The organism is Pseudomonas sp. 30_B, from assembly GCF_017491605.1.
Taxonomy (GTDB): Bacteria; Pseudomonadota; Gammaproteobacteria; order Pseudomonadales; family Pseudomonadaceae; genus Pseudomonas.
The window spans coordinates 211095-233439 of record NZ_JAFGYY010000004.1 but is presented as its reverse complement, the minus strand read 5'-3'; the positions used below and the strand labels follow the sequence as shown (position 1 = coordinate 233439).

General features: G+C 64.9%; 23 protein-coding genes. 3 read left to right on the top strand and 20 right to left on the bottom strand.

Features of this window, described 5'->3' with window-relative positions:
* Positions 1 to 27: 27 nt before the first annotated feature.
* The 9 genes from mltG to J5M67_RS06155 form a co-directional block, all read right to left on the bottom strand.
* The gene (gene mltG / locus J5M67_RS06195) at positions 28 to 1104 is read right to left on the bottom strand and encodes an endolytic transglycosylase MltG (protein WP_207884444.1); all 1077 of its coding nucleotides are present in this window, start codon (positions 1102 to 1104) and stop codon (positions 28 to 30) included.
* A gap of 6 nt (positions 1105 to 1110) precedes the next feature.
* The gene (gene pabC / locus J5M67_RS06190) at positions 1111 to 1926 is read right to left on the bottom strand and encodes an aminodeoxychorismate lyase (protein ID WP_207884443.1); all 816 of its coding nucleotides are present in this window, start codon (positions 1924 to 1926) and stop codon (positions 1111 to 1113) included.
* Positions 1926 to 3170: a beta-ketoacyl-ACP synthase II gene (fabF, locus tag J5M67_RS06185; protein ID WP_207884442.1), complete on the bottom strand. Its 1245-nt coding sequence runs from the start codon at positions 3168 to 3170 to the stop codon at positions 1926 to 1928. Before fabF ends, pabC begins: the two co-directional genes overlap by 1 nt.
* Before the next feature lie 118 nt (positions 3171 to 3288).
* On the bottom strand, positions 3289 to 3525 hold the full coding sequence (acpP, locus tag J5M67_RS06180; protein ID WP_015477931.1) for an acyl carrier protein: 237 nt from the start codon (positions 3523 to 3525) through the stop codon (positions 3289 to 3291).
* A 192-nt stretch (positions 3526 to 3717) separates the two neighbouring features.
* Positions 3718 to 4461, bottom strand: coding sequence for a 3-oxoacyl-ACP reductase FabG (fabG, locus tag J5M67_RS06175; protein ID WP_207884441.1), 744 nt, complete (start codon positions 4459 to 4461; stop codon positions 3718 to 3720).
* Positions 4462 to 4474: 13 nt separating this feature from the next.
* On the bottom strand, positions 4475 to 5413 hold the full coding sequence (gene fabD / locus J5M67_RS06170) for an ACP S-malonyltransferase (RefSeq protein ID WP_207884440.1): 939 nt from the start codon (positions 5411 to 5413) through the stop codon (positions 4475 to 4477).
* 102 nt (positions 5414 to 5515) lie between these two features.
* Entirely contained in the window at positions 5516 to 6523 is a 1008-nt protein-coding gene (plsX, locus tag J5M67_RS06165) for a phosphate acyltransferase PlsX (RefSeq protein ID WP_207884439.1), read from the bottom strand.
* 3 nt (positions 6524 to 6526) lie between these two features.
* Complete coding sequence (rpmF, locus tag J5M67_RS06160; RefSeq protein ID WP_009621425.1) at positions 6527 to 6709, bottom strand: 50S ribosomal protein L32; 183 nt, start codon at positions 6707 to 6709, stop codon at positions 6527 to 6529.
* 13 nt (positions 6710 to 6722) lie between these two features.
* Positions 6723 to 7253, bottom strand: coding sequence for a YceD family protein (locus tag J5M67_RS06155; RefSeq protein WP_207884438.1), 531 nt, complete (start codon positions 7251 to 7253; stop codon positions 6723 to 6725).
* Between the two features lie 112 nt (positions 7254 to 7365).
* On the opposite strand from J5M67_RS06155, the gene J5M67_RS06150 reads away from it, so the two are divergent.
* Positions 7366 to 7944 (top strand): nucleoside triphosphate pyrophosphatase, encoded by a 579-nt coding sequence (locus tag J5M67_RS06150; RefSeq protein ID WP_207884437.1) that lies wholly within the window; start codon positions 7366 to 7368, stop codon positions 7942 to 7944.
* 64 nt (positions 7945 to 8008) lie between these two features.
* Here the strand turns inward: J5M67_RS06150 and sppA are convergent, their stop codons facing one another.
* Genes sppA through rluC form a run of 3 tightly spaced genes read right to left on the bottom strand, consistent with a single transcriptional unit; the run spans position 8009 to position 10638 of the window.
* Positions 8009 to 9004 carry a signal peptide peptidase SppA gene (gene sppA, locus J5M67_RS06145; protein ID WP_207884436.1) on the bottom strand — a complete coding sequence of 332 codons (996 nt, stop codon included), beginning with the start codon at positions 9002 to 9004 and terminating at the stop codon, positions 8009 to 8011.
* Positions 8994 to 9689: an HAD-IA family hydrolase gene (locus J5M67_RS06140; RefSeq protein WP_207884435.1), complete on the bottom strand. Its 696-nt coding sequence runs from the start codon at positions 9687 to 9689 to the stop codon at positions 8994 to 8996. Before J5M67_RS06140 ends, sppA begins: the two co-directional genes overlap by 11 nt.
* Positions 9682 to 10638, bottom strand: coding sequence for a 23S rRNA pseudouridine(955/2504/2580) synthase RluC (gene rluC, locus J5M67_RS06135; protein WP_207884434.1), 957 nt, complete (start codon positions 10636 to 10638; stop codon positions 9682 to 9684). Before rluC ends, J5M67_RS06140 begins: the two co-directional genes overlap by 8 nt.
* Before the next feature lie 577 nt (positions 10639 to 11215).
* Between rluC and rne the strand changes: the two genes are divergently transcribed.
* Positions 11216 to 14395, top strand: coding sequence for a ribonuclease E (gene rne, locus J5M67_RS06130; protein ID WP_207884433.1), 3180 nt, complete (start codon positions 11216 to 11218; stop codon positions 14393 to 14395).
* Between the two features lie 269 nt (positions 14396 to 14664).
* Here rne and murB read toward each other — a convergent pair whose 3' ends face one another.
* The 8 genes from murB to J5M67_RS06090 form a co-directional block, all read right to left on the bottom strand.
* Positions 14665 to 15684 (bottom strand): UDP-N-acetylmuramate dehydrogenase, encoded by a 1020-nt coding sequence (gene murB / locus J5M67_RS06125; RefSeq protein ID WP_207884432.1) that lies wholly within the window; start codon positions 15682 to 15684, stop codon positions 14665 to 14667.
* Complete coding sequence (locus J5M67_RS06120) at positions 15681 to 16145, bottom strand: low molecular weight protein-tyrosine-phosphatase (protein ID WP_207884431.1); 465 nt, start codon at positions 16143 to 16145, stop codon at positions 15681 to 15683. The genes murB and J5M67_RS06120 overlap by 4 nt, the downstream gene beginning before the upstream one ends.
* The gene (kdsB, locus tag J5M67_RS06115) at positions 16145 to 16909 is read right to left on the bottom strand and encodes a 3-deoxy-manno-octulosonate cytidylyltransferase (RefSeq protein ID WP_207884430.1); all 765 of its coding nucleotides are present in this window, start codon (positions 16907 to 16909) and stop codon (positions 16145 to 16147) included. Before kdsB ends, J5M67_RS06120 begins: the two co-directional genes overlap by 1 nt.
* 4 nt (positions 16910 to 16913) lie before the next feature.
* Complete coding sequence (locus J5M67_RS06110; RefSeq protein WP_009621404.1) at positions 16914 to 17099, bottom strand: Trm112 family protein; 186 nt, start codon at positions 17097 to 17099, stop codon at positions 16914 to 16916.
* A gap of 66 nt (positions 17100 to 17165) precedes the next feature.
* Complete coding sequence (gene lpxK / locus J5M67_RS06105) at positions 17166 to 18164, bottom strand: tetraacyldisaccharide 4'-kinase (RefSeq protein WP_207884429.1); 999 nt, start codon at positions 18162 to 18164, stop codon at positions 17166 to 17168.
* Complete coding sequence (locus J5M67_RS06100; RefSeq protein ID WP_207884428.1) at positions 18164 to 18613, bottom strand: biopolymer transporter ExbD; 450 nt, start codon at positions 18611 to 18613, stop codon at positions 18164 to 18166. The genes lpxK and J5M67_RS06100 overlap by 1 nt, the downstream gene beginning before the upstream one ends.
* Positions 18610 to 19245, bottom strand: a complete 636-nt coding sequence (locus tag J5M67_RS06095) for a MotA/TolQ/ExbB proton channel family protein (RefSeq protein WP_207884427.1) — start codon at positions 19243 to 19245, stop codon at positions 18610 to 18612. Before J5M67_RS06095 ends, J5M67_RS06100 begins: the two co-directional genes overlap by 4 nt.
* A 71-nt stretch (positions 19246 to 19316) precedes the next feature.
* Positions 19317 to 21527 carry a DNA internalization-related competence protein ComEC/Rec2 gene (locus tag J5M67_RS06090; RefSeq protein ID WP_207884497.1) on the bottom strand — a complete coding sequence of 737 codons (2211 nt, stop codon included), beginning with the start codon at positions 21525 to 21527 and terminating at the stop codon, positions 19317 to 19319.
* A gap of 164 nt (positions 21528 to 21691) precedes the next feature.
* Here J5M67_RS06090 and J5M67_RS06085 point away from each other — a divergent pair, with 164 nt between their 5' ends.
* Complete coding sequence (locus J5M67_RS06085) at positions 21692 to 22222, top strand: DUF2062 domain-containing protein (RefSeq protein WP_207884426.1); 531 nt, start codon at positions 21692 to 21694, stop codon at positions 22220 to 22222.
* Positions 22223 to 22345: the final 123 nt, after the last annotated feature.

The window sequence follows — 22345 nt, the reverse complement described above, 5'->3', positions numbered from 1 at the left end:
AACTATTTCGGGCCCAGGTCTGTCGGGCTACTGCGCCGCCGGAGCATCGCCGGCGGGCGCGTTCGGCGCGGAAACCGGCGCCGGACTGGAACGGTAGTCGGCACGACGCTTGAGCTGGAACTCCTGCACCGCCTTGTTGTGATCGTCGAGATTGTCGGAGAAGGCATGGCTGCCATCGCCGCGCGCAACGAAATACAGACTGTCACCCGGCACCGGGTTGAGCGCCGCGTGGATGGCCTCACGCCCCGGCAAGGCGATGGGTGTCGGCGGCAGGCCGGCGATTACATAGGTGTTATAGGGGGTCGGTTCGCGCAAGTCGGCACGGGTGATCTTGCCAACATAGCGCTCGCCCATGCCGTAGATGACGGTCGGGTCGGTCTGCAGCAGCATGTTCTTTTCCAGGCGACGCACGAAGACCCCGGCGATCTGCCCGCGTTCCTGTGGTACGCCAGTTTCCTTCTCCACCAGCGAAGCCATGATCAGCGCCTGGTAGGAGTCCTTGTACGGCAGGTCCGACTCGCGCTTGTCCCACTCCTCGGCAAGGATGTTGTCCATGCGCTGGTAGGCCTGTTTCAGCAGGTCGACGTCCTTGGTGCCGCGAACGAAGCGGTAGGTGTCAGGGAAGAAACGACCCTCGGGAAATGCACCCGGCTTGCCCAGTCTGGCCATCACCTCGGTGTCGCTGAGGCCGGCCAGGGTCTGGCCGAGCTTGGGCTGGCGGGCGAGCAGTTCCCGTACCTGATGGAAGGTCCAGCCTTCGACCAGGGTCAGGCCGTACTGCACCACGTCGCCGTCACGCCACTGGTCGAGCAGTTCGGCGGCGGTCATGCCGGGCTTGAGGCGGTATTCGCCGCTGTGCAAAGCCTCGCCGGCCAGGTTGAAGCGCCAGTACAGGCGCAGCCAGAACGCGCCATGTAGCACGTCCTCATCCTGCAGCCGGGTCAGCAGCCCGCCCGGCGTCGCCCCGGAAGGCGCATCGAGCAGTCGCTCTTCGGTGAGCTGGAGCGGCTGTTGCAGCGCGCGGTGCTGCTCCCAGGCCGCCAGGCCCAGCACAAGCCCGGCCAGCAGCAGGCCGCCTTCCAGCAGCACCAGCAATTTGCGCATCACGTGTCAGGAATCCAGAAGTTCGCGAAGTTGGCCTTGCAGTTTACGGGTCAGCGACCCGACCGGCCAAGCATGGCCAGCAAAGCCACGCACCGGCCAGATGCCGTAGAGGCTGTTGCAGAGAAAGACCTCGTCGGCCTTCGCCAGTTCGGCGAAGTCGATGTCCCGTACGATGACCGGTAGCCCGAGGTCGCCGGCACGCTCGATCACTTCGGCGCGCATCACCCCCGCAACGCCGCAGCGGCTGAGCTCGGCGGTGAGCAGTTCGCCATCGCGAACCAGGAACAGGTTGCTGAACACGCCTTCGACGATCCGGCCGGAGACGTCGCGCATCAGCCCTTCGGCGAAGGTCGGGTCATCCCACTCGGCGCGGGCCAGCACCTGCTCCAGGCGATTGAGGTGCTTGAGCCCCGCCAGCAGTGGCTGTTCGGCCAGGCGCGTGGCACAGGGGAAGAGCTGCACGCCCTCCTCCTGGTGCTTCGCCGGATAGGCCGGCGCCGGGGATCCGAGCAACAGGCGGCGCACATCGGCGTTTGCCTGCGGCGCATAGCCGCGCGCGCCTTCGCCACGGGTCAGCATCAGCTTGGCGACGCCGTCACCCAACGCCGTACTGAAGCGCAGCAGTTCATCTTCGATGCGGTCCAGCGAGACCGGCAGGGACAGGCGTTGCACGCCCTCCTCCAGTCTCTCCAGGTGGCGTGCCAGCAGGCGCGGACGGCCCGCCGACACGCGGATGGTCTCGAACAGGCCGTCGCCGTAGGCCAGCCCGCGATCTCTCACGGACAGTACCTCGGCGCTTCGGCCGTCGACCCAGCTCAGCATCAGCCGTGGAACCGGCGGAACACCAGGGAACCGTTGGTGCCGCCAAAGCCGAAGGAGTTCGACAGGGCGATCTCGATCGGACGCTCCTTGGGCTGGTGCGCCACCAGGTCCAGGTCACAGCCTTCGTCGGGGTTGTCCAGATTGATGGTCGGCGGCGCCACCTGGTCGCGCAGGGCGAGCACGCAGAAGATCGCTTCGACCGCGCCGGCGGCACCCAGCAGGTGGCCGGTCATGGACTTGGTGGAGCTCATCGACAGCCCATAGGCATGCTCGCCGAAGATCGACTTCACCGCGGCGATTTCCGCGATGTCGCCGGCCGGCGTGGAGGTGCCGTGGGCGTTGATGTAGTCGACCTGCTCCGGATTCAGCCCGGCATCGCGCAGCGCCGCCTTCATGCAGCGAGCGGCGCCCGCGCCGTTTTCCGGCGGAGCGGTCATGTGGTAGGCATCGCCGCTCATGCCAAAGCCGACGACTTCGGCATAGATGCGCGCGCCACGGGCCTTGGCATGCTCCAACTCTTCCAGCACCAGCGCACCGGCGCCGTCGGAAAGCACGAAGCCGTCACGATCCTTGTCCCACGGGCGGCTGGCCTTGGCCGGCTCGTCGTTGCGGGTGGACAGCGCGCGGGCCGCGCCGAAGCCGCCCAGGCCCAGACCACAGGCGGCCATTTCCGAGCCGCCGGCGACCATCACGTCAGCCTCGCAATAGGCGATATTGCGCGCGGCCATGCCGATGTTATGGGTGCCGGTGGTGCAGGCAGTGGTGATGGCGTAGTTGGGACCCTGCAGACCGAGGTTGATCGACAGGAACCCGGAAACCATGTTGATGACCGAGCCGGGCACGAAGAACGGCGAGATGCGCCGCGGGCCCTGCTCGAACAGCGAACGGCACGTATTTTCGATGTTGGTCAGACCGCCGATACCCGAACCGATGGCAACGCCGATGCGTTCACGGTTGGCGTCGGTGACTTCCAGGCCGGAGTCGCGCACCGCCTGATAACTGGCGGCCAGGCCGTACTGGATGAACAGGTCGAGTTTGCGAGCTTCCTTGGCGGACATGTACTGCTCGACGTCGAACCCCTTCACCGAACCGCCGAAGCGGGTGGAGAAGGCGGACAGGTCCATGTGTTCGATCGGGGCGATACCACTGCGCCCGGCGAGAATGCCTTCCCAACTGCTCGGCACATCCACACCCAGGGGCGACAGCATACCCATGCCGGTGATGACTACGCGTCTACGCGACACTGTGACTTCCTCTCATACGTTTCACGGCAATAACGCCGGCTGATGCCGGCGTTAAAGAAAAGCCGCACGCCTTTGCAGGCCGTGCGGCTTCTTTCGTCGGGGAACCGACGACTACGTCTTATGCCTGGTGGGCAACGATGTAGTCGATGGCTTCCTGAACGGTGGTGATCTTTTCGGCTTGCTCGTCGGGGATTTCGGTCTCGAATTCCTCTTCCAGAGCCATCACCAGCTCAACGGTGTCAAGGGAGTCGGCGCCCAGGTCTTCAACGAAGGAAGCGCTGTTGGTGACTTCTTCTTCCTTAACGCCGAGTTGCTCAGCAACGATCTTCTTGACGCGTTCTTCGATGGTGCTCATACCTTGTTTTCACTCCTATGGACAATCCGTACAGCTGGGCTGCGGGTAAGTGTATAGAAAGGGTTTTCTGCATTTCAAGCTGAACGCTGACGCCCCTTCGCGGCCACCCCAGATGCTCTGCCTAATCCCGTTCGCAATGTTCGGGGAATTTTAGACAGCGCATAGGACATCGCCACGAAGAAACACGTCACATCAACTCATGTACATTCCGCCATTCACCGGTACCGTGGCACCCGTAACGTAAGCTGCGCCCTCGGAAGCGAGGAATGCTACCACTTTGGCGATCTCTTCCGCTTGCCCAAGTCGACCCAGCGGAATCTGGCCGAGCAGAGCTTCACGCTGCGCCTCGGGCAGTTCGCGGGTCATATCGGTGTCGATGAAGCCCGGCGCGACCGCGTTGACAGTGATAGCACGGGAACCGACTTCGCGCGCCAGGGCGCGGGTGAAGCCCTCCAGACCGGCCTTCGCAGCAGCGTAGTTGGTCTGCCCGGCATTGCCCATGGCGCCAACTACCGAACCGATGTTGATGATGCGGCCCCAGCGTGCTTTGGTCATGCCACGCAGGACGGCTTTCGACAGGCGGTAGAGGCTGTTGAGGTTGGTGTTGACCACATCGAACCACTCGTCGTCTTTCATGCGCATCAGCAGGTTATCGCGAGTGATGCCGGCGTTATTGACGACGATAGCCGGCGCGCCGGCCTCTTTCTGAATTGTTTCCAGGGTGCTGGTCACGGACTCGTCATTGGAGACATCCAGCACCATGCCCGAACCCTGGATGCCATTGGCCTTCAGGTATTCGGAAATCTTCTGCGCGCCGGACTCGCTGGTGGCGGTACCGATCACGGTGGCGCCCATGCGCCCCAGCTCCAGGGCGATGGCCTGGCCGATACCACGGCTCGCGCCGGTAACCAGTGCAACCTTACCTTGCAGACTCATGCTTTATCTCCTGTCAGACCAGCGCCGCGCGTGCCGCCCCGAAGGCGTCCGCGGAATCCAGATTGTGAGTGGTCACGCCCTTGGCGCAACGCTTGTTCAAACCAGCCAGCACCTTGCCCGGACCGCATTCGACCAGGTCGGTGACGCCCTTCTCGGCCAGCAGCTGCACGCTCTCCACCCAGCGAACCGGGCTGTACAGCTGGGCCAGCAAGTCACGCTTGAGCGCGGCCAGATCGGCCGGAACCTGGGCGGTAACGTTCTGCACCAGGGCGATCTGCGGCATCTGCCATTGAATGGCTTCGACGGCCTCGGCGAAACGCTCGGCAGCCGGACGCATCAATTCGCAGTGCGACGGCACGCTGACCGGCAGCGCGACGGCACGCTTGGCGCCACGCGCCTTGCAGCCCTCGATGGCGCGCTCGACGGCCTTGGCCGCACCAGCGATCACTACCTGGCCCGGCGCATTGAAGTTCACGGCACTGACCACTTCGCCCTGGGCCGCTTCGGCGCAGGCAGCGAGTACGTCGGCGTCTTCCAGGCCGAGGATGGCGGCCATGCCGCCGGTGCCGGCGGGAACGGCTTCCTGCATCAGCTGGCCACGGCGCTCGACCAGCTTCACCGCATCGGCGAAGGCCAGGCTGCCGGCGGCGACCAGCGCGGAGTATTCACCCAGGCTGTGACCGGCAACGTATGCCGGCTGCGCACCACCTTCGGCTTGCCACAGACGCCACAGGGCGATGGAGGCAGTGAGGATGGCGGGCTGGGTCTTGTCAGTCTGGTTCAGGCGCTCTTCCGGCCCTTCCTGCACCAGGACCCAGAGGTCATACCCCAGGGCAGCGGAAGCTTCGGCAAAGGTATCGCGCACGATGGCGTGCTGGCCGCCCAGCTCGGCGAGCATGCCGAGGGACTGCGAGCCTTGACCGGGAAATACGAAGGCGAGGGATGCGGACATTGCAACAGGTCCCTTTTGTCTGATTCGTCAAATGGATATCGCCGGCGAGAGCCTGGCGTATTGAACTGACAGTTGGATGACGGTCTGACGACCGCGGTCACATTAGAGCAGATGTTCCAGCCGGCCATGCAGCCGCTGGGGCAGATTCTCGCGAACTTCGAGCAGCGCACGACGCAAGGCGCTCTGAATGCCCTCCTCTTTCGCGCTGCCGTGACTCTTCACCACGATGCCCTGCAAACCGAGGAAACTCGCACCATTGTGCTGGGATGGGGTGAGATCGGCGCGCAGCCGGCGGAGGAACGGCATGGCCATCAGACCCACCGCCTTGGCCGGCAAACTGGAGTTGAACAGTTCTTCAAGGCGGGCCGCGACCATCGCCGCCAACCCCTCGCTGGACTTCAGCAGGATGTTGCCGACGAAACCGTCGCACACCACCACATCGGCCAACCCGCGATACAGGCCGTCACCCTCGATGTAGCCGATGTAATTCACACCCCGCGCCTGCTGCAGCAGACTGGCTGCCAGCTTCACCTGCTGATTACCCTTGATGTCCTCGGTGCCGACATTGAGCAGCGCCACCCTGGGATTCTGCTTGCCCAGCGTTTCCGCCGCGACAGCCCCCATGACCGCGAACTGGTACAGATGCTCGGCACTGCAATCGACGTTGGCGCCCAGATCGAGCAGGTGGCAGTGACCACCCTGCGTCGGCACGGCAGTGACCATCGCCGGACGATCGATACCGGGCAACGTCTTCAACAGGTAACGGGACAGGGCCATCAGCGCACCGGTATTGCCGGCACTGACGCAGGCATGAGCCTTGCCATCCCGAACCAGTTCGAGGGCAACACGCATGGAGGAATCGGGCTTGCCACGCAACGCCTGGGACGGACGCTCGTCCATCGTGACGACTTCGCTGGCGTGGTGAACGTGAAGACGCTGCCGGTCGACCGGGGAAAGGCCGCGCAGGTGTTCTTCGATCAGGGGAGCCTGGCCGACAAGGACCAGCTGAAGAGAGGCGTACTCGGCCAGAAAGGAAATGCAGGCCGGAACAATGCAGTGGGGACCGTAGTCCCCACCCATTGCATCAATCGCGATGATTGGTGCGGACAAGGATTACTCGTCAGAGCCCTTGTCTACGACCTTGCGGCCGCGATAGAAACCGTCCGGGGAGACGTGGTGACGCAGGTGAACTTCACCGGTGCTCTTCTCTACGGACAGAGCGTTCGCGTCCAGGGCATCGTGGGAACGACGCATGTCACGAGCGGAACGGGATTTTTTGTTCTGCTGAACAGCCATGATTGATTAACTCCTAAACGTTTGGGTCACGCTTCAACTGCGCCAGTACGCTGAACGGATTGGGCCGCTCTTCGACGTTCTCGCTCGGTTCGGGCGCTGTAGCGTATCCCACCGGCTGCTGGCAATCCTCAGGGTCATGGACCGGCACGATGGGCAAGGCGAGCAGCAACTCGTCCTCGGCCAGCGAGGTCAGGTCGATGGGGTCATCCCCCACTTCCAGCGCATCGTAGCCATTGGGCAGATCATCGATCGACTTGCCTTCCGGGATGATGACGTAATCGTACTCACCACCCACATGGAAGTTGGCCGGCTCGAGACAGCGCTGGCATACCATGCTCACCTCGGCGTCGAGTTCGACGTGCATGACCGCCAGCTTCTGCTCATCACGGAAGAAGGAAAACTTCGCATGAATCTTGCCATCACTGCTGGTCAGTTGCTCGTTGAGACGTGGCATCTTGGCGATCGGCAGCTCACCTTCGAGGGTGGCGGCGCGCTCTACCAGTTTGCGCGGATCAACGTGAGGTGGTATCGGTCCATTCAACATAAGCGCGCCATTATAGGGATGCACCCGAAGCTGTCAAAGGAAATTAGCCATAAACCGCTGTATGGACAGCCCTTTTCGCTAGAATCGCAGCCACGCTCCGAAGGAATCTTCCATGCTGCCCCTGATCCTTGCCTCCAGCTCACCCTACCGCCGCGAATTGTTGCAGCGCCTGCGCCTGCCGTTCGAATGCGCAAGCCCCGACATCGACGAAAGCCCGCTGCCCGACGAAAGCGCCAAGCAACTGGTCCGGCGCCTGGCGGAAAGTAAAGCGCGCGCCCTCGCCCAGCGCTATCCCGACCACCTGATCATCGGCTCCGACCAGGCCGCAGTGAACGGCAACCGGATTCTCGGCAAACCTCACGACATCGAGCGCGCCATCGAACAACTGAAGGCCGCCAGCGGCAAGAGCGTCAGCTTCCTCACAGGCCTCTGCCTGCTGAACAGCCGGAGCGGCCGCAGCCAGGTCGATTGCGTGCCCTTCACCGTGAACTTCCGCGATCTCGACGACACGCGCATTCGCCGCTACCTGGAAGCCGAGCAGCCCTTCGACTGCGCCGGCAGCTTCAAGGCCGAAGGCCTGGGCGTAAGCCTGTTCCGCTCCACCGAAGGCGAAGACGCCACCAGCCTGATCGGCCTGCCACTGATCCGCCTTGTGGACATGCTGCTGGCCGAGCAGGTGCTCATTCCCTGAAGTCAGGACCCGAAACGCAGAAGGCCCGGCAATTGCCGGGCCCTCCTTTATATAGAGGAAGGAATCAGCGCAGAGCAGGCCCCTGCCAGCCCATCCACAGCGCCAGACGCTCGGCGACGCTGGTACCCAGCTTCTTGGCGAAGCGGTCGAAGGGAGTTTCCTGGACGGTGTAGTCCACCACTTCCTTCTCCTTGATGATTTCGCGCGCCACATAGCTGGTGCTACCCAGGCCGTCGATCAGACCCAACTGCAGCGCCTGCTCGCCGGACCAGATCAGACCGGAGAACAGCTCGGGATGATCCTTGTCCTTCAGACGATCGCCACGCCCTTTCTTCACACTGTCGATGAACTGCTTGTGCGTCGTATCCAGCACCTGCTGCCAGAACGCGGTTTCATCCGGCTTCTGCGGCTGGAACGGATCGAGGAACGCCTTGTGTTCGCCCGAGGTGTAGACACGGCGATCCACCCCCAGCTTCTCCATGGTACCGACGAAGCCGAACGTCGCCGCCGTCACACCGATGGAGCCCACCAGACTGGCCTTGTCGGCATAGATCTGGTCGGCAGCACTGGCGATGTAATAAGCACCGGAGGCGCCGAGATCACTGATCACGGCATAGACCTTGATATCCGGATGCTCGCCGCGCAAGCGCTTGATTTCATCGTAGATATAGCCCGACTGCACCGGACTGCCGCCCGGACTGTTGATGCGCAGCACGATCCCCTTGGTACCGGCATCCTCGAACGCCGATCGCAGCGCACCGACGACATTGTCGGCACTGGCCGGCTCGTCGTCGGCGATCATGCCCTTCACCTCGATCATCGCCGTATGACTGGCACTGCGCGAGGCAGACTTGGACAGACCACCGAACGGACTGAACAGCGCCAGGGCGACGAATAGATAAAGGAAGGTCAGCAACTTGAAGAAGATGCCCCAGCGGCGCGAGCGGCGCTGCTCCTGAACTCCAGCCAGCACGGCCTTCTCCAGCAGCTTCCAGCTCTTATCGTCACCTACCGTGGCTTGCGCGGCCTTGCTCTCGTCAGCCTTCCATTCATCCGACATCGTTGCCCACCTTAAGCAGCGGTTTTACCGAGCGCCCGGACAGCCAGGCGCGAAATTCATTGAAATGCCCCACTTCCAGCGCCGGAGCATACTCCCGCAGAATCTCCAGCGACTGCGCACCATAGCCCACCGCCACCGAATCCATGCCGGCCCGGCGCGCCATTTCCAGATCGAAGGGCGAATCGCCCACCATCAGCGCATCGCGAGCATCGACCCGGCAATGCCGGAGAATTTCATGGAGCATACGTGGATCAGGCTTGCTCGCCGACTCGTCGGCAGCACGGGTGATATCGAAGAAGTCGGTCCAGCCCTGCCCCGCCAGCACGCGATCCAGCCCACGGCGATTCTTGCCGGTAGCAACCGCCAACTGGTATCCCGCATCACGAAACTCGACCATCGCCTCGGCAACGCCGGGGAACAGCGGCGAAGGCTGCACTTCCAGACTTAGATAGTGTTCGCCGTAGTCGCGACGGAATCGATCCAGAGGCTCGCCCTCTTCCACTTCGGGATAGAGCGTCTGGATCGCCTCGGGCAGGCCAAGACCGATGATGCCCTTGATCGCCTCATCACTGCGCGACGGCAGGCCGGAGTTGACCGCCGCAACGCGCATCGACTCGACGATACGGCCGATGGAATCCACCAGCGTGCCATCCCAGTCGAAGATCAGCAGGGAATACTCACGCATCCAGGCGCTCCACAGTACGCTGCCAGACCTCATCGACCGGCGCCTCCAGCTCCAGCACCGAGCCATCAGGCATCGGCACGCGCAGGAACGCGGAATGCAGGAACAGGCGCTTGCCGCCCAGCTCGCGGATTTCGCGGGAGAAATCTTCGTCGCCGTACTTGGGATCACCGGCAATGGAATGACCGGCATGCTTGGCATGCACGCGGATCTGGTGAGTACGACCGGTAATCGGGCGCGCCTCCACCAGGGTGGCGAAGTCACCGAAGCGGCGCAGCACCTTGAACTCGGTCAGCGCCTCCTTGCCCTCAGGGTTCACTTCCACCACGCGCTCGCCGGAGCGCAGGTTGTTCTTCAGCAGCGGCACGGCAATCTGCTTCTTCGCCGCCGGCCAGCTGCCACGCACCAAGGCGTGGTAGCGCTTGTCCACCACGCGCTCGCCGCGCAGAGCGTCGTGCAGATGGCGCAGCATGCTGCGCTTCTTGGCGATCATCAGCAGACCGGACGTATCACGGTCCAGGCGATGCACCAGCTCCAGGTCCTTGCATTCCGGACGCAGCTGGCGGAACGCCTCGATGACGCCGTAGTTCAGCCCGCTGCCGCCATGCACGGCGATACCGGTGGGCTTGTTCACCACGATCAGCGCCTTATCCTCGAAGACGATGGCGGCCTCAAGGCGCTCCAGCAGGCCCTGAGCCAATGGCACGGGCTCGTCGCGCTCGGCCAGGCGCAGCGGCGGCACGCGCACCACGTCGCCGGCCTGCAGCTTGTACTCGGGCTTGATGCGGCCTTTATTGACCCGCACCTCACCCTTGCGAAGGATGCGGTAGATCAGGGTCTTGGGCACGCCCTTGAGCTGGGTGCGGAGGAAATTGTCGATACGTTGGCCGGCATACTCCGGCGCGACTTCAAGCAGCTGAACGCCGGAAGTCGGAGGGGCGGGATTCGTCATCCGGATATAATAACAATTTTTCATTCAATTGAAGCACTTAATCATTGCTGCTATATTCGGGAGGCCGCCAAAAGTGGCCAGGCCCGCGGATGATCGCGTAATCGCCGTCCCCAACCGCCTGCAAACACATTGAACGGACACGAGGCAGTCCCCTGAAGCGTTGCAACGGCAAGAGCGATTCGCCCGCCGACAGCGCCTCGAAACCCAGGCCTTGAGACATGACCACGGCCACCAAGGTAGCCGTGATAAAAGCCAACCCCGCTCCCGGATTCTGCGAGCGGCACCCGGCTCTTAAGGAAATGTGCAGGGCGGAGATGCACAACTGTCGGATTGCGTTGCTTTCATGCCTTGAACGTAGACGCCTTCATCGTCCGCATCTGACAGTCGATTCCTCCTCCTGATGAGTGCTTGTTCTTACTCGACAAGCAGGAAACGTAGTCGCGGCACAGCAGATTTCTCCTGCTGCCGCTGGACACGGGAATGGCCCGCCATTCCTGAGTACGTGCCTTAGCACCGACCGTGAGAGTCGTGTGTGCCGATCGCCGTTTCCGGTGGCCCCGGAAACCATTGGTACTACATGAAAAGAATGCTGATCAACGCAACTCAACCCGAAGAGTTGCGTGTAGCGCTAGTAGACGGCCAACGCCTGTTCGACCTGGACATCGAGTCCGGCGCGCGCGAACAGAAGAAGGCCAACATCTATAAAGGGCGCATCACCCGCATCGAACCCAGCCTCGAAGCCGCCTTCGTCGACTTCGGCGCCGAGCGCCACGGCTTCCTCCCCCTCAAAGAAATTTCCCGCGAATACTTCAAGAAGAACCCCGAAGGCCGCATCAACATCAAGGATGTGCTCAGCGAGGGCCAGGAAGTCATCGTCCAGGTCGAGAAAGAAGAGCGTGGCAACAAGGGCGCAGCCCTGACCACCTTCATCAGCCTCGCCGGCCGTTACCTGGTGCTGATGCCGAACAACCCGCGTGCCGGTGGCATCTCCCGCCGTATCGAAGGCGAAGAGCGCAATGAACTGCGCGAAGCGCTGAACGGCCTGAACGTTCCCGGCGACATGGGCCTGATCGTCCGCACTGCCGGCCTTGGCCGCAGCTCCGAAGAGCTGCAGTGGGACCTCGACTACCTGCTGCAACTGTGGGGCGCCATCAAGGAAGCCTCGGGCGAGCGCAGCGGTCCGTTCCTGATCTATCAGGAAAGCAACGTCATCATCCGCGCCATCCGCGACTACCTGCGCCAGGACATCGGCGAAGTGCTGATCGACAGCATCGACGCCCAGGAAGAAGCCCTGAACTTCATCCGCCAGGTCATGCCGCAGTACGCAAGCAAGGTGAAGCTGTACCAGGACAGCGTTCCGCTGTTCAACCGCTTCCAGATCGAGAGCCAGATCGAAACCGCCTTCCAGCGTGAAGTGAAGCTGCCGTCGGGCGGCTCCATCGTCATCGACCCGACCGAAGCCCTGGTGTCCATCGACATCAACTCGGCGCGCGCCACCAAAGGCGGCGACATCGAGGAAACCGCGCTGCAGACCAACCTGGAAGCAGCCGAAGAGATTGCCCGTCAGCTGCGCCTGCGCGACATCGGCGGCCTGATCGTCATCGACTTCATCGACATGACCCCGGCGAAGAACCAACGCGCCGTGGAAGAGCGTGTGCGCGAAGCCCTGGAAGCCGACCGCGCCCGCGTCCAGGTTGGCCGCATTTCGCGCTTCGGCCTGCTGGAAATGTCCCGTCAGCGCCTGCGTCCGTCCCTGGGCGAGACCAGCGGCATCGTCTGCCCGCGCTGCAACGGCCAAGGCATCATCCGCGACGTCGAATCCCTGTCGCTGGCGATCCTGCGCCTGATCGAGGAAGAGGCCCTGAAGGACCGCACCGCCGAAGTTCGTGCACGCGTGCCGTTCCAGGTTGCCGCCTTCCTGCTCAACGAGAAGCGCAACGCCATCACCAAGATCGAGCTGCGCACCCGCGCGCGCATCTTCATCCTGCCGGACGACCACCTGGAAACTCCGCACTTCGAAGTGCAGCGCCTGCGCGACGACAGCCCCGAGCTGCTGGCCGGCCAATCCAGCTACGAGATGGCCCACATCGAGCACGAGGAAGTCCAGCCGATCAGCTCCACCCGCACCCTGGTCCGCCAGGAAGCCGCGGTGAAGACCGTATCCCCGCAAACCCCTGCCCCGCAGCAGACTGCCGCCGCAGCCGCGCCCGCGCCGGTTGTCGAAGCGCCCAAGCCGATGCCGGAGCCGAGCCTGTTCCAGGGCCTGGTGAAGTCGCTGGTCAGCCTGTTTGCCGGCAGCAAGCCGGAGCAGCCGCAACCGGCCGCCGCCGAGAAGCCGGCCACCGAGCGCAGCGAAGGCCAGGGCGAACGCCGCAACGGCCGTCAGCAGAACCGTCGCCGTGATGGTCGCGACGGTGGCCGTCGCGATGACGAACGCAAGGAACGTGGCGAGCGTCGTCGCGACGAGCGCGGTGAGCGTGGCGAACGCGCCGAGCGGCCGGCCCGCGAAGAGCGCCAGCCGCGTGAGGAACGTGCCGAACGTCAGCCCCGCGAGGAGCGCCAGCCGCGTGAAGAGCGTGCCGAGCGTCAACCGCGCGAGGAACGCCAGCCGCGCGAAGAGCGTGCCGAACGTCAGCCCCGCGAAGAGCGTCAACCGCGTGAAGAGCGTGCCGAGCGCCAGCCCCGCGAGGAACGCCAGCCGCGTGAAGAGCGCGCTGAGCGCCAACCCCGCGAGGAGCGTCAGCCCCGTGAAGAGCGTGCCGAGCGTCAACCGCGTGAAGAGCGCCAGCCCCGCGAAGAGCGTGGCGAGCGTCCGGCCCGCGAGGAACGTCAGCCGCGCGCCGAGCGTCAACCACGTGAAGAGCGCCAGCCGCGCGAGGAACGTCAGGCCAGCGAAGCCGCTGCCGTGGAATCCGAAGAGCTGCTGAACGAAGAACTGCTGGACCAGCAGGACGACCAGGAAGGCGCCGATGGCGAGCGTCCGCGTCGTCGCTCCCGCGGCCAGCGCCGCCGCAGCAACCGCCGCGAGCGTCAGCGTGAAGCCGGTGTCGATGGCGTAGAAGGTGCCGAAGAAAGCGGCGAACAGGCCGCTGGCGAAGCGCCGGCTGCTGCCGTGGTTGCCGCTACTGCCGCTGTCGTTGCCGAAATCGCCGCTGAACAGCAGCCGGCCGCCGAAACCGCTTCCGAAGCCGCTCAACCGGTCGAATCCAACGTCGTCGAGGCCGTACGCACCGAAAGCGCCCTGGAACAGACCATCGAGTTCCTGGCCAAGCCCGCCGAACAGGCTGCCGAGCCGGTCGCTGCAGAAGAAGTGCCGGTTCCGGTTGCTGAAACCGTGACCGAAGCCGTCGCCCAACCGGCAGAAGAGCCCAAGGTAGAAGCTCCGGCTGTCGCTCCGGCTCCTGCCGAAGATGCTGCTCCAGCCGTTCCGGCCAACGCCACCGGCCGCGCCTCCAATGACCCGCGCGAGCGTCGTCGCCAGGAGCGCCTGGCTCGCGAAGCCGCTGCTGCCGCTGCGGCAGCTCCGCAGGTCGAAGCAGCTCCGGCTGTCGAAGCTGTGGCTGAAGAAGCTGCTGCCGTGGAAGCCGAAGTCGTGGTCGAGCCGGCCGCTGAAGTCACCACCGAGACCGTCGAGGCCGAAGTGGTGAACGAAGCCGTCGAGCAGACCGAGCAATCGGTTGCCGAGCAGGCTGAAGGCGAAAAAGCCGAGAAGACCGAGGAAGAAGAAGGCAACGTGGTAGAAAAACACCACAGCTGATAGCTTCCTGGCGAGAAAAAGGGGATGCGATTGCATCCCCTTTTTTATTGCCCTCGCACTGTGGTGCTAGTCAGCTTTGTAGGAGCGGACTCTGTCCGCGATGGGTCCGCATCGCGCCGTAAGCCAATCGCGGACGAAGTCCGCTCCTACGCCCGATCTGGTCCTGCATCTCGGGGCGATTCGCGAGCAAGCTCGCTCCTACAAGTGCCTGAGCGGCGGGCACAAAAAAGGGATGCCATGGCATCCCCTACTTCACAGCCGAAACGACCTCAATAGAGATTCGGCTCCATCTCCAGCTCAACGCCAAAACGCTGCTGGATGTCGTCCCGGATGCGCTCCGCCAGCGCATATAGCTGCGCACCGGTAGCTCCGCCGTAATTGACCAGCACCAGCGCCTGCTGTGCATGCACGCCCGCCGCGCCGTCACGGAAGCCCTTCCACCCCGCCTTGTCGATCAGCCAGCCGGCCGCCAGCTTCACCAGGCCGTCGCCTTGCGGGTAGGCCACCAGGTCGCTGTAGCGCGCGCGCAGGTGGTCCGCCTGGCTGGCAGGCACCACGGGATTCTTGAAGAAGCTCCCGGCATTGCCGAGCACCGCCGGGTCGGGCAGCTTTTCACGGCGGATCGCGCAGATCACCCGCGATACATCAGCCGGCGTCGGCGCGGCGACGCCCTCTTCCGCCAGACGCTGACGTACGGGACCGTAGTCCAGGTGCAATGGCGCCGCGCGACGCAAGGCGAAGCGCACCCGCAGGATCAGCCAGCGGCCCGACTCACGCTTGAAGCGGCTGTCGCGATAGGCGAAGGCGCAGTCTTCCAGGCCGAACTCGCGCAGCTCGCCGCTTTGGCGATCCAGCGCGGTCAGGCCGGCAAACACGTCCTTGATCTCGACGCCGTAGGCACCGATGTTCTGCATGGGCGCGGCGCCCACGGTGCCGGGAATCAGGCTGAGGTTTTCCAGTCCGCCAAAGCCCTGCCCGAGGGTCCAGCGCACGAAGTCGTCCCAGACCTCGCCGGCTTCCGCCTCGACCAGCACGCGATCGCCGTCGTCACTGAGGATGCGAACGCCACGGGACGCTATGCGCAGTACCAGCGCCTCGACGTCACGGGTCAGCAGCAGGTTGCTGCCGCCACCGATCACCATCAGCGGCAGGTTCTTTTCGGCGGCGGCGGCGATGCCTGCGCGCACCTCGGTGTCGTCATGCGCCTGGGCGAACCAGCGGGCGGCAACCTCGACACCAAAGGTGTTGTAGGGCTTGAGGGACAGGTTTTCTTGCAGTTGCAGCGTCACAGGCGCCTCTTCACTTCCGTGAGCAGACCGTCGCAGGCCTGCTCCACCAGGTCCAGCACCTGCTCGAATCCGTCGTCGCCGCCGTAGTACGGGTCGGGGACTTCATCGATTTCCAGCTCGTAGCGGCGCAGGAACAGGTCCAGCTCGGCCGCCCCGTTTCCGGCACGCAGGTGCTTCAGGTCGCGCAGGTTGGCGTGATCCATGGCGAGGATCAGGTCGTAGCGGGAAAAATCCTCCACACTGACCTGCCGCGCACGCAGGTTCGACAGGTCATAGCCGCGACGCAACGCTGCGGCGCGGGTGCGCGCATCCGGCGCCTTGCCGACGTGCCAGTCGCCGGTGCCGGCGGAGTCGATCTCGATGCGATCCTCAAGACCCGCTGCGCGAACCTTTTGGCGGAATACGCCCTCGGCGGTGGGCGAGCGGCAGATGTTGCCCAGGCAGACGAACAGGACCTTCATCAGGCCCCCAGGATGCGCCGTACGCGCTCCAGGTCTTCCGGGGTATCGACACCAGCCTGCGGCGCTTCCAGGGCGTCAGCCACGTGGATACGTACGCCGTGCCAGAGCGCGCGCAGCTGCTCCAGGCACTCGGTGTCTTCCAGCCAGCACGGGCCCCAGGCCACGAAGTCGCGAAGGAAACGTGCGCGGTAGGCGTAGATGCCGATGTGGCGGCGATACGGCACGTTGGCCGGCAGAGACTCGCGGTCCACCGCAAAGGCGTCCCGCGCCCAGGGCAGCGTGGCGCGGCTGAAGGTCAGGGCCAGGCCGTTCTTGTCGCTCACCACTTTGACGATGTTCGGGTTGAACAGCGCGGCCGGATCGTGGATTTCCTCGCACAGGGTGGCGATGCCCGCTTCCGGGTGCGCCGCGAGGTTGGCGGCCACCTGGTCGATGATCGACGGCGGTACCAGCGGCTCGTCGCCCTGTACGTTGACCACGATGGCGTCGTCGGCCAGGCCCAGCGCGTCCGCCACTTCCGCCAGACGGTCGGTGCCGGAGTTGTGGTCGGCACGGGTCAGCACCACCTCGGCGCCGAAGCCCTGGCAGGCATCGAAGATGCGCTGATCGTCGGTGGCGACCACCACCTGGGTGGCCGAGCTTTTGCCGGCCTGCGCCCAGACGTGCTGGATCATCGGCTTGCCGGCGATGTCCTGCAGCGGCTTGCCGGGCAGGCGGGTGGAGGCGTAGCGGGCGGGAATGACGACGGTGTAGGCCTGGCTCATGGCGTTACTTGTCCAGACGCTCGTCGACGTTCAGGGTACGCGCCTCGCCTTCGAGCATCACCGGGATGCCGTCGCGCACCGGGTAGGCCAGGCCGTCGGCCTTGCAGATCAGCTCGGACTTGTCGTCGGTGAGCTTGAGCGGGCCCTTGCACAGCGGACAGGCGAGGATATCGAGGAGTTTCGGGTCCATGGTGCGTTCCTTGAGCTTGAACAGCGAAGAATGTGAATGCGGGCGGCGCCGGATTGCGACGGTGGATCAGCGGGCGAGCAGGCGCTCGAGCTGGGCGTCGAACCAGGCGACGAAGGCCGGTGAGGGCTGTGCTTCGACGGCGAGGTACCACCAGTCGGGCGCGGCGAAGGACCGGCATTTCACCGCATCCTTCTCGGTCATGACCAGCGGCAGTTCCGGCGTGAAGCGCAGCTGCTCGGCGGTATAGGCCGCATGGTCGGGGAAGGGATGCGGAATCGGCCGCCAGTTTAGCGCCTCGAGCGTCGTGAAGAAACGCTGCGGGTTGCCGATCCCGGCCAGGGCATGGAGCGGCTGACCGGCGGGGAAATGCTCGACGCCACGGCGTTCGCCGCTGGCCAGGTTGACCAGGGCAGAAGGTTGCAGGACGAAGGAGAAGGCGCCCGGCGGATCGGACGGCGCGCCGTTGTGCAGCACGGCATCCACCTCCTGCAGGCGCTCGGCCGGCTCGCGCAGCGGCCCGGCGGGCAAGCAGCGGCCGTTGCCCAGGCCACGGGCAGCGTCGATCAGCACCAGTTCCAGGTCACGGGCCAGGCGATAATGCTGCAGGCCGTCGTCACAGAGGATCAGGTCCAGCGGCTCCTCGGCCAGCAGCGCGCGCACGGCGCCGGAGCGGTCCGGGTCGATCATCAGCGGCACGCCACTGCGGCGCACGATCATCAGCGGCTCGTCCCCCGCCTCCGCCGCCGACTGCTCGGCGCGCACGCGCCAGGGCGTCTGCGGGGGCCTGGCGCCGTAACCGCGGCTGACCACGCCAACCTTCAGGCCACGGGCGCGGCAGTGTTCGATCAACCAGAGGATCATCGGCGTCTTGCCGGTGCCGCCCACGGTGATGTTGCCGACCACGATGATCGGCACGGGGGAGCGGTAGGCCGGCCTGGCGCCGGAGAGGAAACCTTCGCGGCGGCCACGGGCGACGCGCCGGTAGAGCAGTTCGAGGGGCTTGAGCAAGGCCAGGGCCGGGTGGCCCTTGTACCAGGCGTCGAGCAGGCGGTCGGAGAACGCCATCAGGGGGTCTTCTTGTCCGCCTGGGCCTCGATGGTGGTGATGCGCAGGTGGGTGAAGCCCAGCTTGCCTGCGGCATCCATCGCGGTGACCACGGACTGGTAGTTCACCTTGCCGTCGGCGGTAATCACTACCGGCAGGCTGTTGTCGCCGGCGGACTCGCGCTGCATGGCATTCATCAGGTTTTCCAGGTCGTCACGGGCCAGGCTCTGGCCGTTCAGGGCGTAGTGCCCCTCGACGCTGATGGAGATTTCCAGCTGTTTGATCTCGGTGGCTTCCGGCGGCGTGCCGCTGACCGCCTCGGGCAGTTCGACCTTGAGTTGCGCCGGCTTGGTGAACGAGGTGCTGACCACGAAGAACAGCAGCAGCACGAAGATCACGTCGATCAGCGACGCGAGGTTGATGAAGACATCCTCGCGGGCCGCGCCACCCGCTCTGCGGCGGAACTTCACGCTTTGCCTTCCATGGAGAAATCGACTTCGCGATCGCCCTGGGTCACTTCCACCAGCTTGATGGCTTCCTGCTCCATGGCGATGACCAGTTCATCGACGCGGCGCAGCAGGTAACGGTGGAAGAACACCGCCGGGATCGCCACGATCAGACCCGAAGCGGTGGTGATCAGGGCCTTGGAGATACCGCCGGCGAGCATCGGCGCGTTGGCCATGCCGTCGCCCATGAAGGCGCTGAAGATCTGGATCATGCCGAACACGGTGCCCAGCAGGCCGAGCAGCGGGGCCATGGCAGCGATGGTGCCAAGCGCGTTGAGGTAGCGCTCCAGCTCGTGGATGACCCGGGAGGCGGCCTCCTCGATACACTCCTTCATGATCTCGCGACCATGCTTGGAGTTGGCCAGGCCGGCAGCGAGGATTTCACCCAGCGGGGACGACGCGCGCAGGTCCTTCAGGGCCTGGCTGTTCATCTTCTTGTCCTTGATCTGCTTCCACACCTGGCCGAGCAGTTGCGGCGGGGCCACGCGGCTCAAGCGCAGGGTCCAGAGACGTTCGGCGATGATCGCCATGGCAGCGACGGAGCTCAGCATGATCGGCAGCATCATCCAGCCGCCAGCTTTGACCAGTTCCCACACAGTGGTGAATCCCCTGAAAAAAAGTGGCGCCACTCTAGCACAGGGGCCCGTGCCAGCCGACCGCCCCCGTCTCATTTTTCCTGCCAGAAATGTGCGCCTTCCCGCACTCCCCGGAGCTCGCCGTGGGTGCCAAGCACCAGCGACAGAGCGCCCTCCTGCGCCGTATCGTGAATCCGGATGCCAAGTGCATGGAAGCGCTCGACGACCGACGGATGGGGATGGCCGTAGGGGTTGTTGGCGCCGCGGGAAATGATCGCGGCAGATGGCGAAATGCCCCGCAGGAAGGCAGGCCCGGAAGAGCTGCGGCTGCCATGGTGCCCGGCCAGCAGCCAGTCGACACGAACGTCCGGGTGCCCGGCCAACCAGGCCAGCTCGCCGGATTGCGGCAGGTCGCCGGTCAGTAACAGGCGCTCGCCGTCGGCTTCGATCTGGAGGACGCAGGAGCGATCATTGCTCTCCTGCGCGCCCGCCCATGCCCAGGACGTGAAGCTCACGCCATCGATGTCCCAGTGCTGGTTCCGGCAAGGGCTTGCCCGCAGCTCAGGGGATAGGCGATCCGGCTCACCGCTGATCACCCGAGCCGGCCGCAGCGACTTCTTCACCGCCAGGGCGCCACCCGCGTGGTCATTGTCGGCATGGCTGAGCATCAGCAGGTCGAGATGGTTGATCCCCAGGCTACGCAAGATCGGCACGACGACCCGCTCGCCGATGTCGAAGTCGCCATTGCGCGCGCCGGTGTCGTAGAGCCAGGCCTGGCTACGGGTGCGGACCAGCACCGACAGGCCCTGCCCCACATCCAGCACCCGGACTTCGGCCTGACCCAGCGGCAACAGCGGAATCGACGGCCAGAACACCGGCAGGAACATCGCCACCCCGAGCGCCCGCAATGGAACACCTGCCGGAGCCAGCAGCAATAACGCCCCGAGCATCGCCAGCAACAACGACCAGGTCGGCGCCGCCACGGGCTGCCAGGCAGGCGCCAGCCCGGCCATCCAGCCCAGCAGGCGGAACAGCAGTTCCAGCAACCCGCCGGACACCCAGAGCAGCGCCTCGCCCAGCCAGGGGATGCCCAACGCCAGACTGCCCAGCAAGGCCAGCGGCACGACCACCATTTCCACCCAAGGCACGGCGATCAGGTTGGCGATGACTCCGGAAACGCTCAATGGCAGGCCGAGGGCCATGGACGCGGGCAGCAACCCGATCGCCATCAGCCATTGCGCGCGCAGCCAGGTGCGCCAGGCCGTCCAGCGCCCCAGGCGGCCGGAGAAGCCGAAGATCAGCAGCGCCACCGCCGCGTAGGACAACCAGAAGCCCGGCAGCAGCACGACCAAGGGTTCGGCCAGGAGCACCACCAGCAAGGCGCCGAGCAAGGGCGTCCACAGACCACTGCGGCGATAGCGCAGGCGCCAGAGCAGGACGATCGAGACCATGACGCAGGCCCGCTGCAACGGCACATCGAACCCCGCCATCAGGCTGTAGGACCAGGCGCCGGCCGCAGCCAGCAGGCAAGCGCAGGGCTGCCAGGGCAGGCGCGACGGCCAGCAGCCGAAACGCGCCAACCCCGCGACCACGGCATAGAGCAGCCCCGCCAGCAGGGAAATGTGCGAGCCGGAGATCACCATCAGGTGCAGGGTTCCGGTGTCCTGCAGCACCTGCCAGTCCGCCGTCGTGAGGCCAGACGCATCGCCCAGCACCAGCGCAGCCAGCGCGCCGGAGCGCCCCTGGGCATCGACTGCCAGCAAACTCTGCCGCCAGGCTTCGCGCCAGGCCGGCGGACCGCTGGCCGCCTCCAGTCGCTGCCCGTCCTTCACGCTGCCGGTGGCGCCGATACGCTGCGCGGTAAGCCAGGCCTCGTAGTCGAAGCCCGCGCCATTGGCCATGCCATGGGGTCGCTTGAGCTTCACCGCCAGGCGCCAGCGTTCGCCCCCCTCCACCGGCGGGCCATCGAACCAGGACAGGCGCAAGGTGGCCGGCACCCGCGCCCGCGGGCTGGAGACATCGGAAAGCATGAAGCGCACCGAAGGCCCGGAGCGATCCGGCAGCCCCTCTACCCTTCCCTCCAGCCAAAGCGTGCGGCCGTCGAGGTCCCTGGCCAGCCGGTCATCCATGGCCCACTGCGCCGACTGGCAGGCCCAGGCAAACCCGAGCAGGAACAGGCCAATGAAATAGCCACGGGTGAACAGCAGCGGCAACGCCAGCACAACCAGCAGCAACAGCACCCATCCGGGTGGAATTGCCGATAACCAGCGCAGCGCCAGCAGCCCGAAGGCCAGCGCGAACATCCCTGAACGAGGCAATGGACTCCTCCCTGGAGCCACCGCATGACCGCTGGTCTGGCCGATTCGCGATCAGGCCGCTGCGGTTACACACGGACATACTTGGCAACCAATGACTGTCACCTAGCTAGGCATAATGGGCCGTCGTCCGTCTGCCAGAGATTTCCTCCATGCCGCGCCGAATTTTCAAGCGCTACATGCCGGATCCGGAGAGCATCAGGAACCATAAGGGCCTGCGCTTTCTCGGACCGCTGATCCAGTCGCCCAACCTCTGGCACCTGAACCGCCGCTCCGTGTCCCGCGCCATGGGCATGGGGCTGTTCGCCGCCTTCATCCCAATCCCGTTGCAGATGCTGCTGGCCGCCTCCCTGGCCGTATGGGTGCGGGCCAACCTGCCGATCTCGGTCGGGCTGGTCTGGCTGACCAATCCGATCACCATGCCGCCGGTGTTCTACTGCACCTACAAGATGGGCGCCTGGGTCATGGGCATCCCGGCGCGCGCCCTCCCCGACCACCTGACCTGGGAGTGGATCAGCGGCGAACTGTCGATGCTCTGGCAGCCGTTCCTGCTCGGTTCGGTGATCTGCGGGATTCTGGTGGGTATCCTCGGTTACCTCGCCACCGAGGGTTACTGGCGCTGGTGGATCGGCCGCAGCTGGCGGCGTCGCCGGGCGCTGCGCAATGTGCAGAACGGGTCATGAGCCTTTCATAGGAGCGAGCTTGCTCGCGAACCCGCCCAACGCCAGAGCGCCGGCAAGATTGTTCGCGAGCAAGCTCGCTCCTACAGGTACAAAAAAGCCGCCCCGAGGGGCGGCTTTTTCATG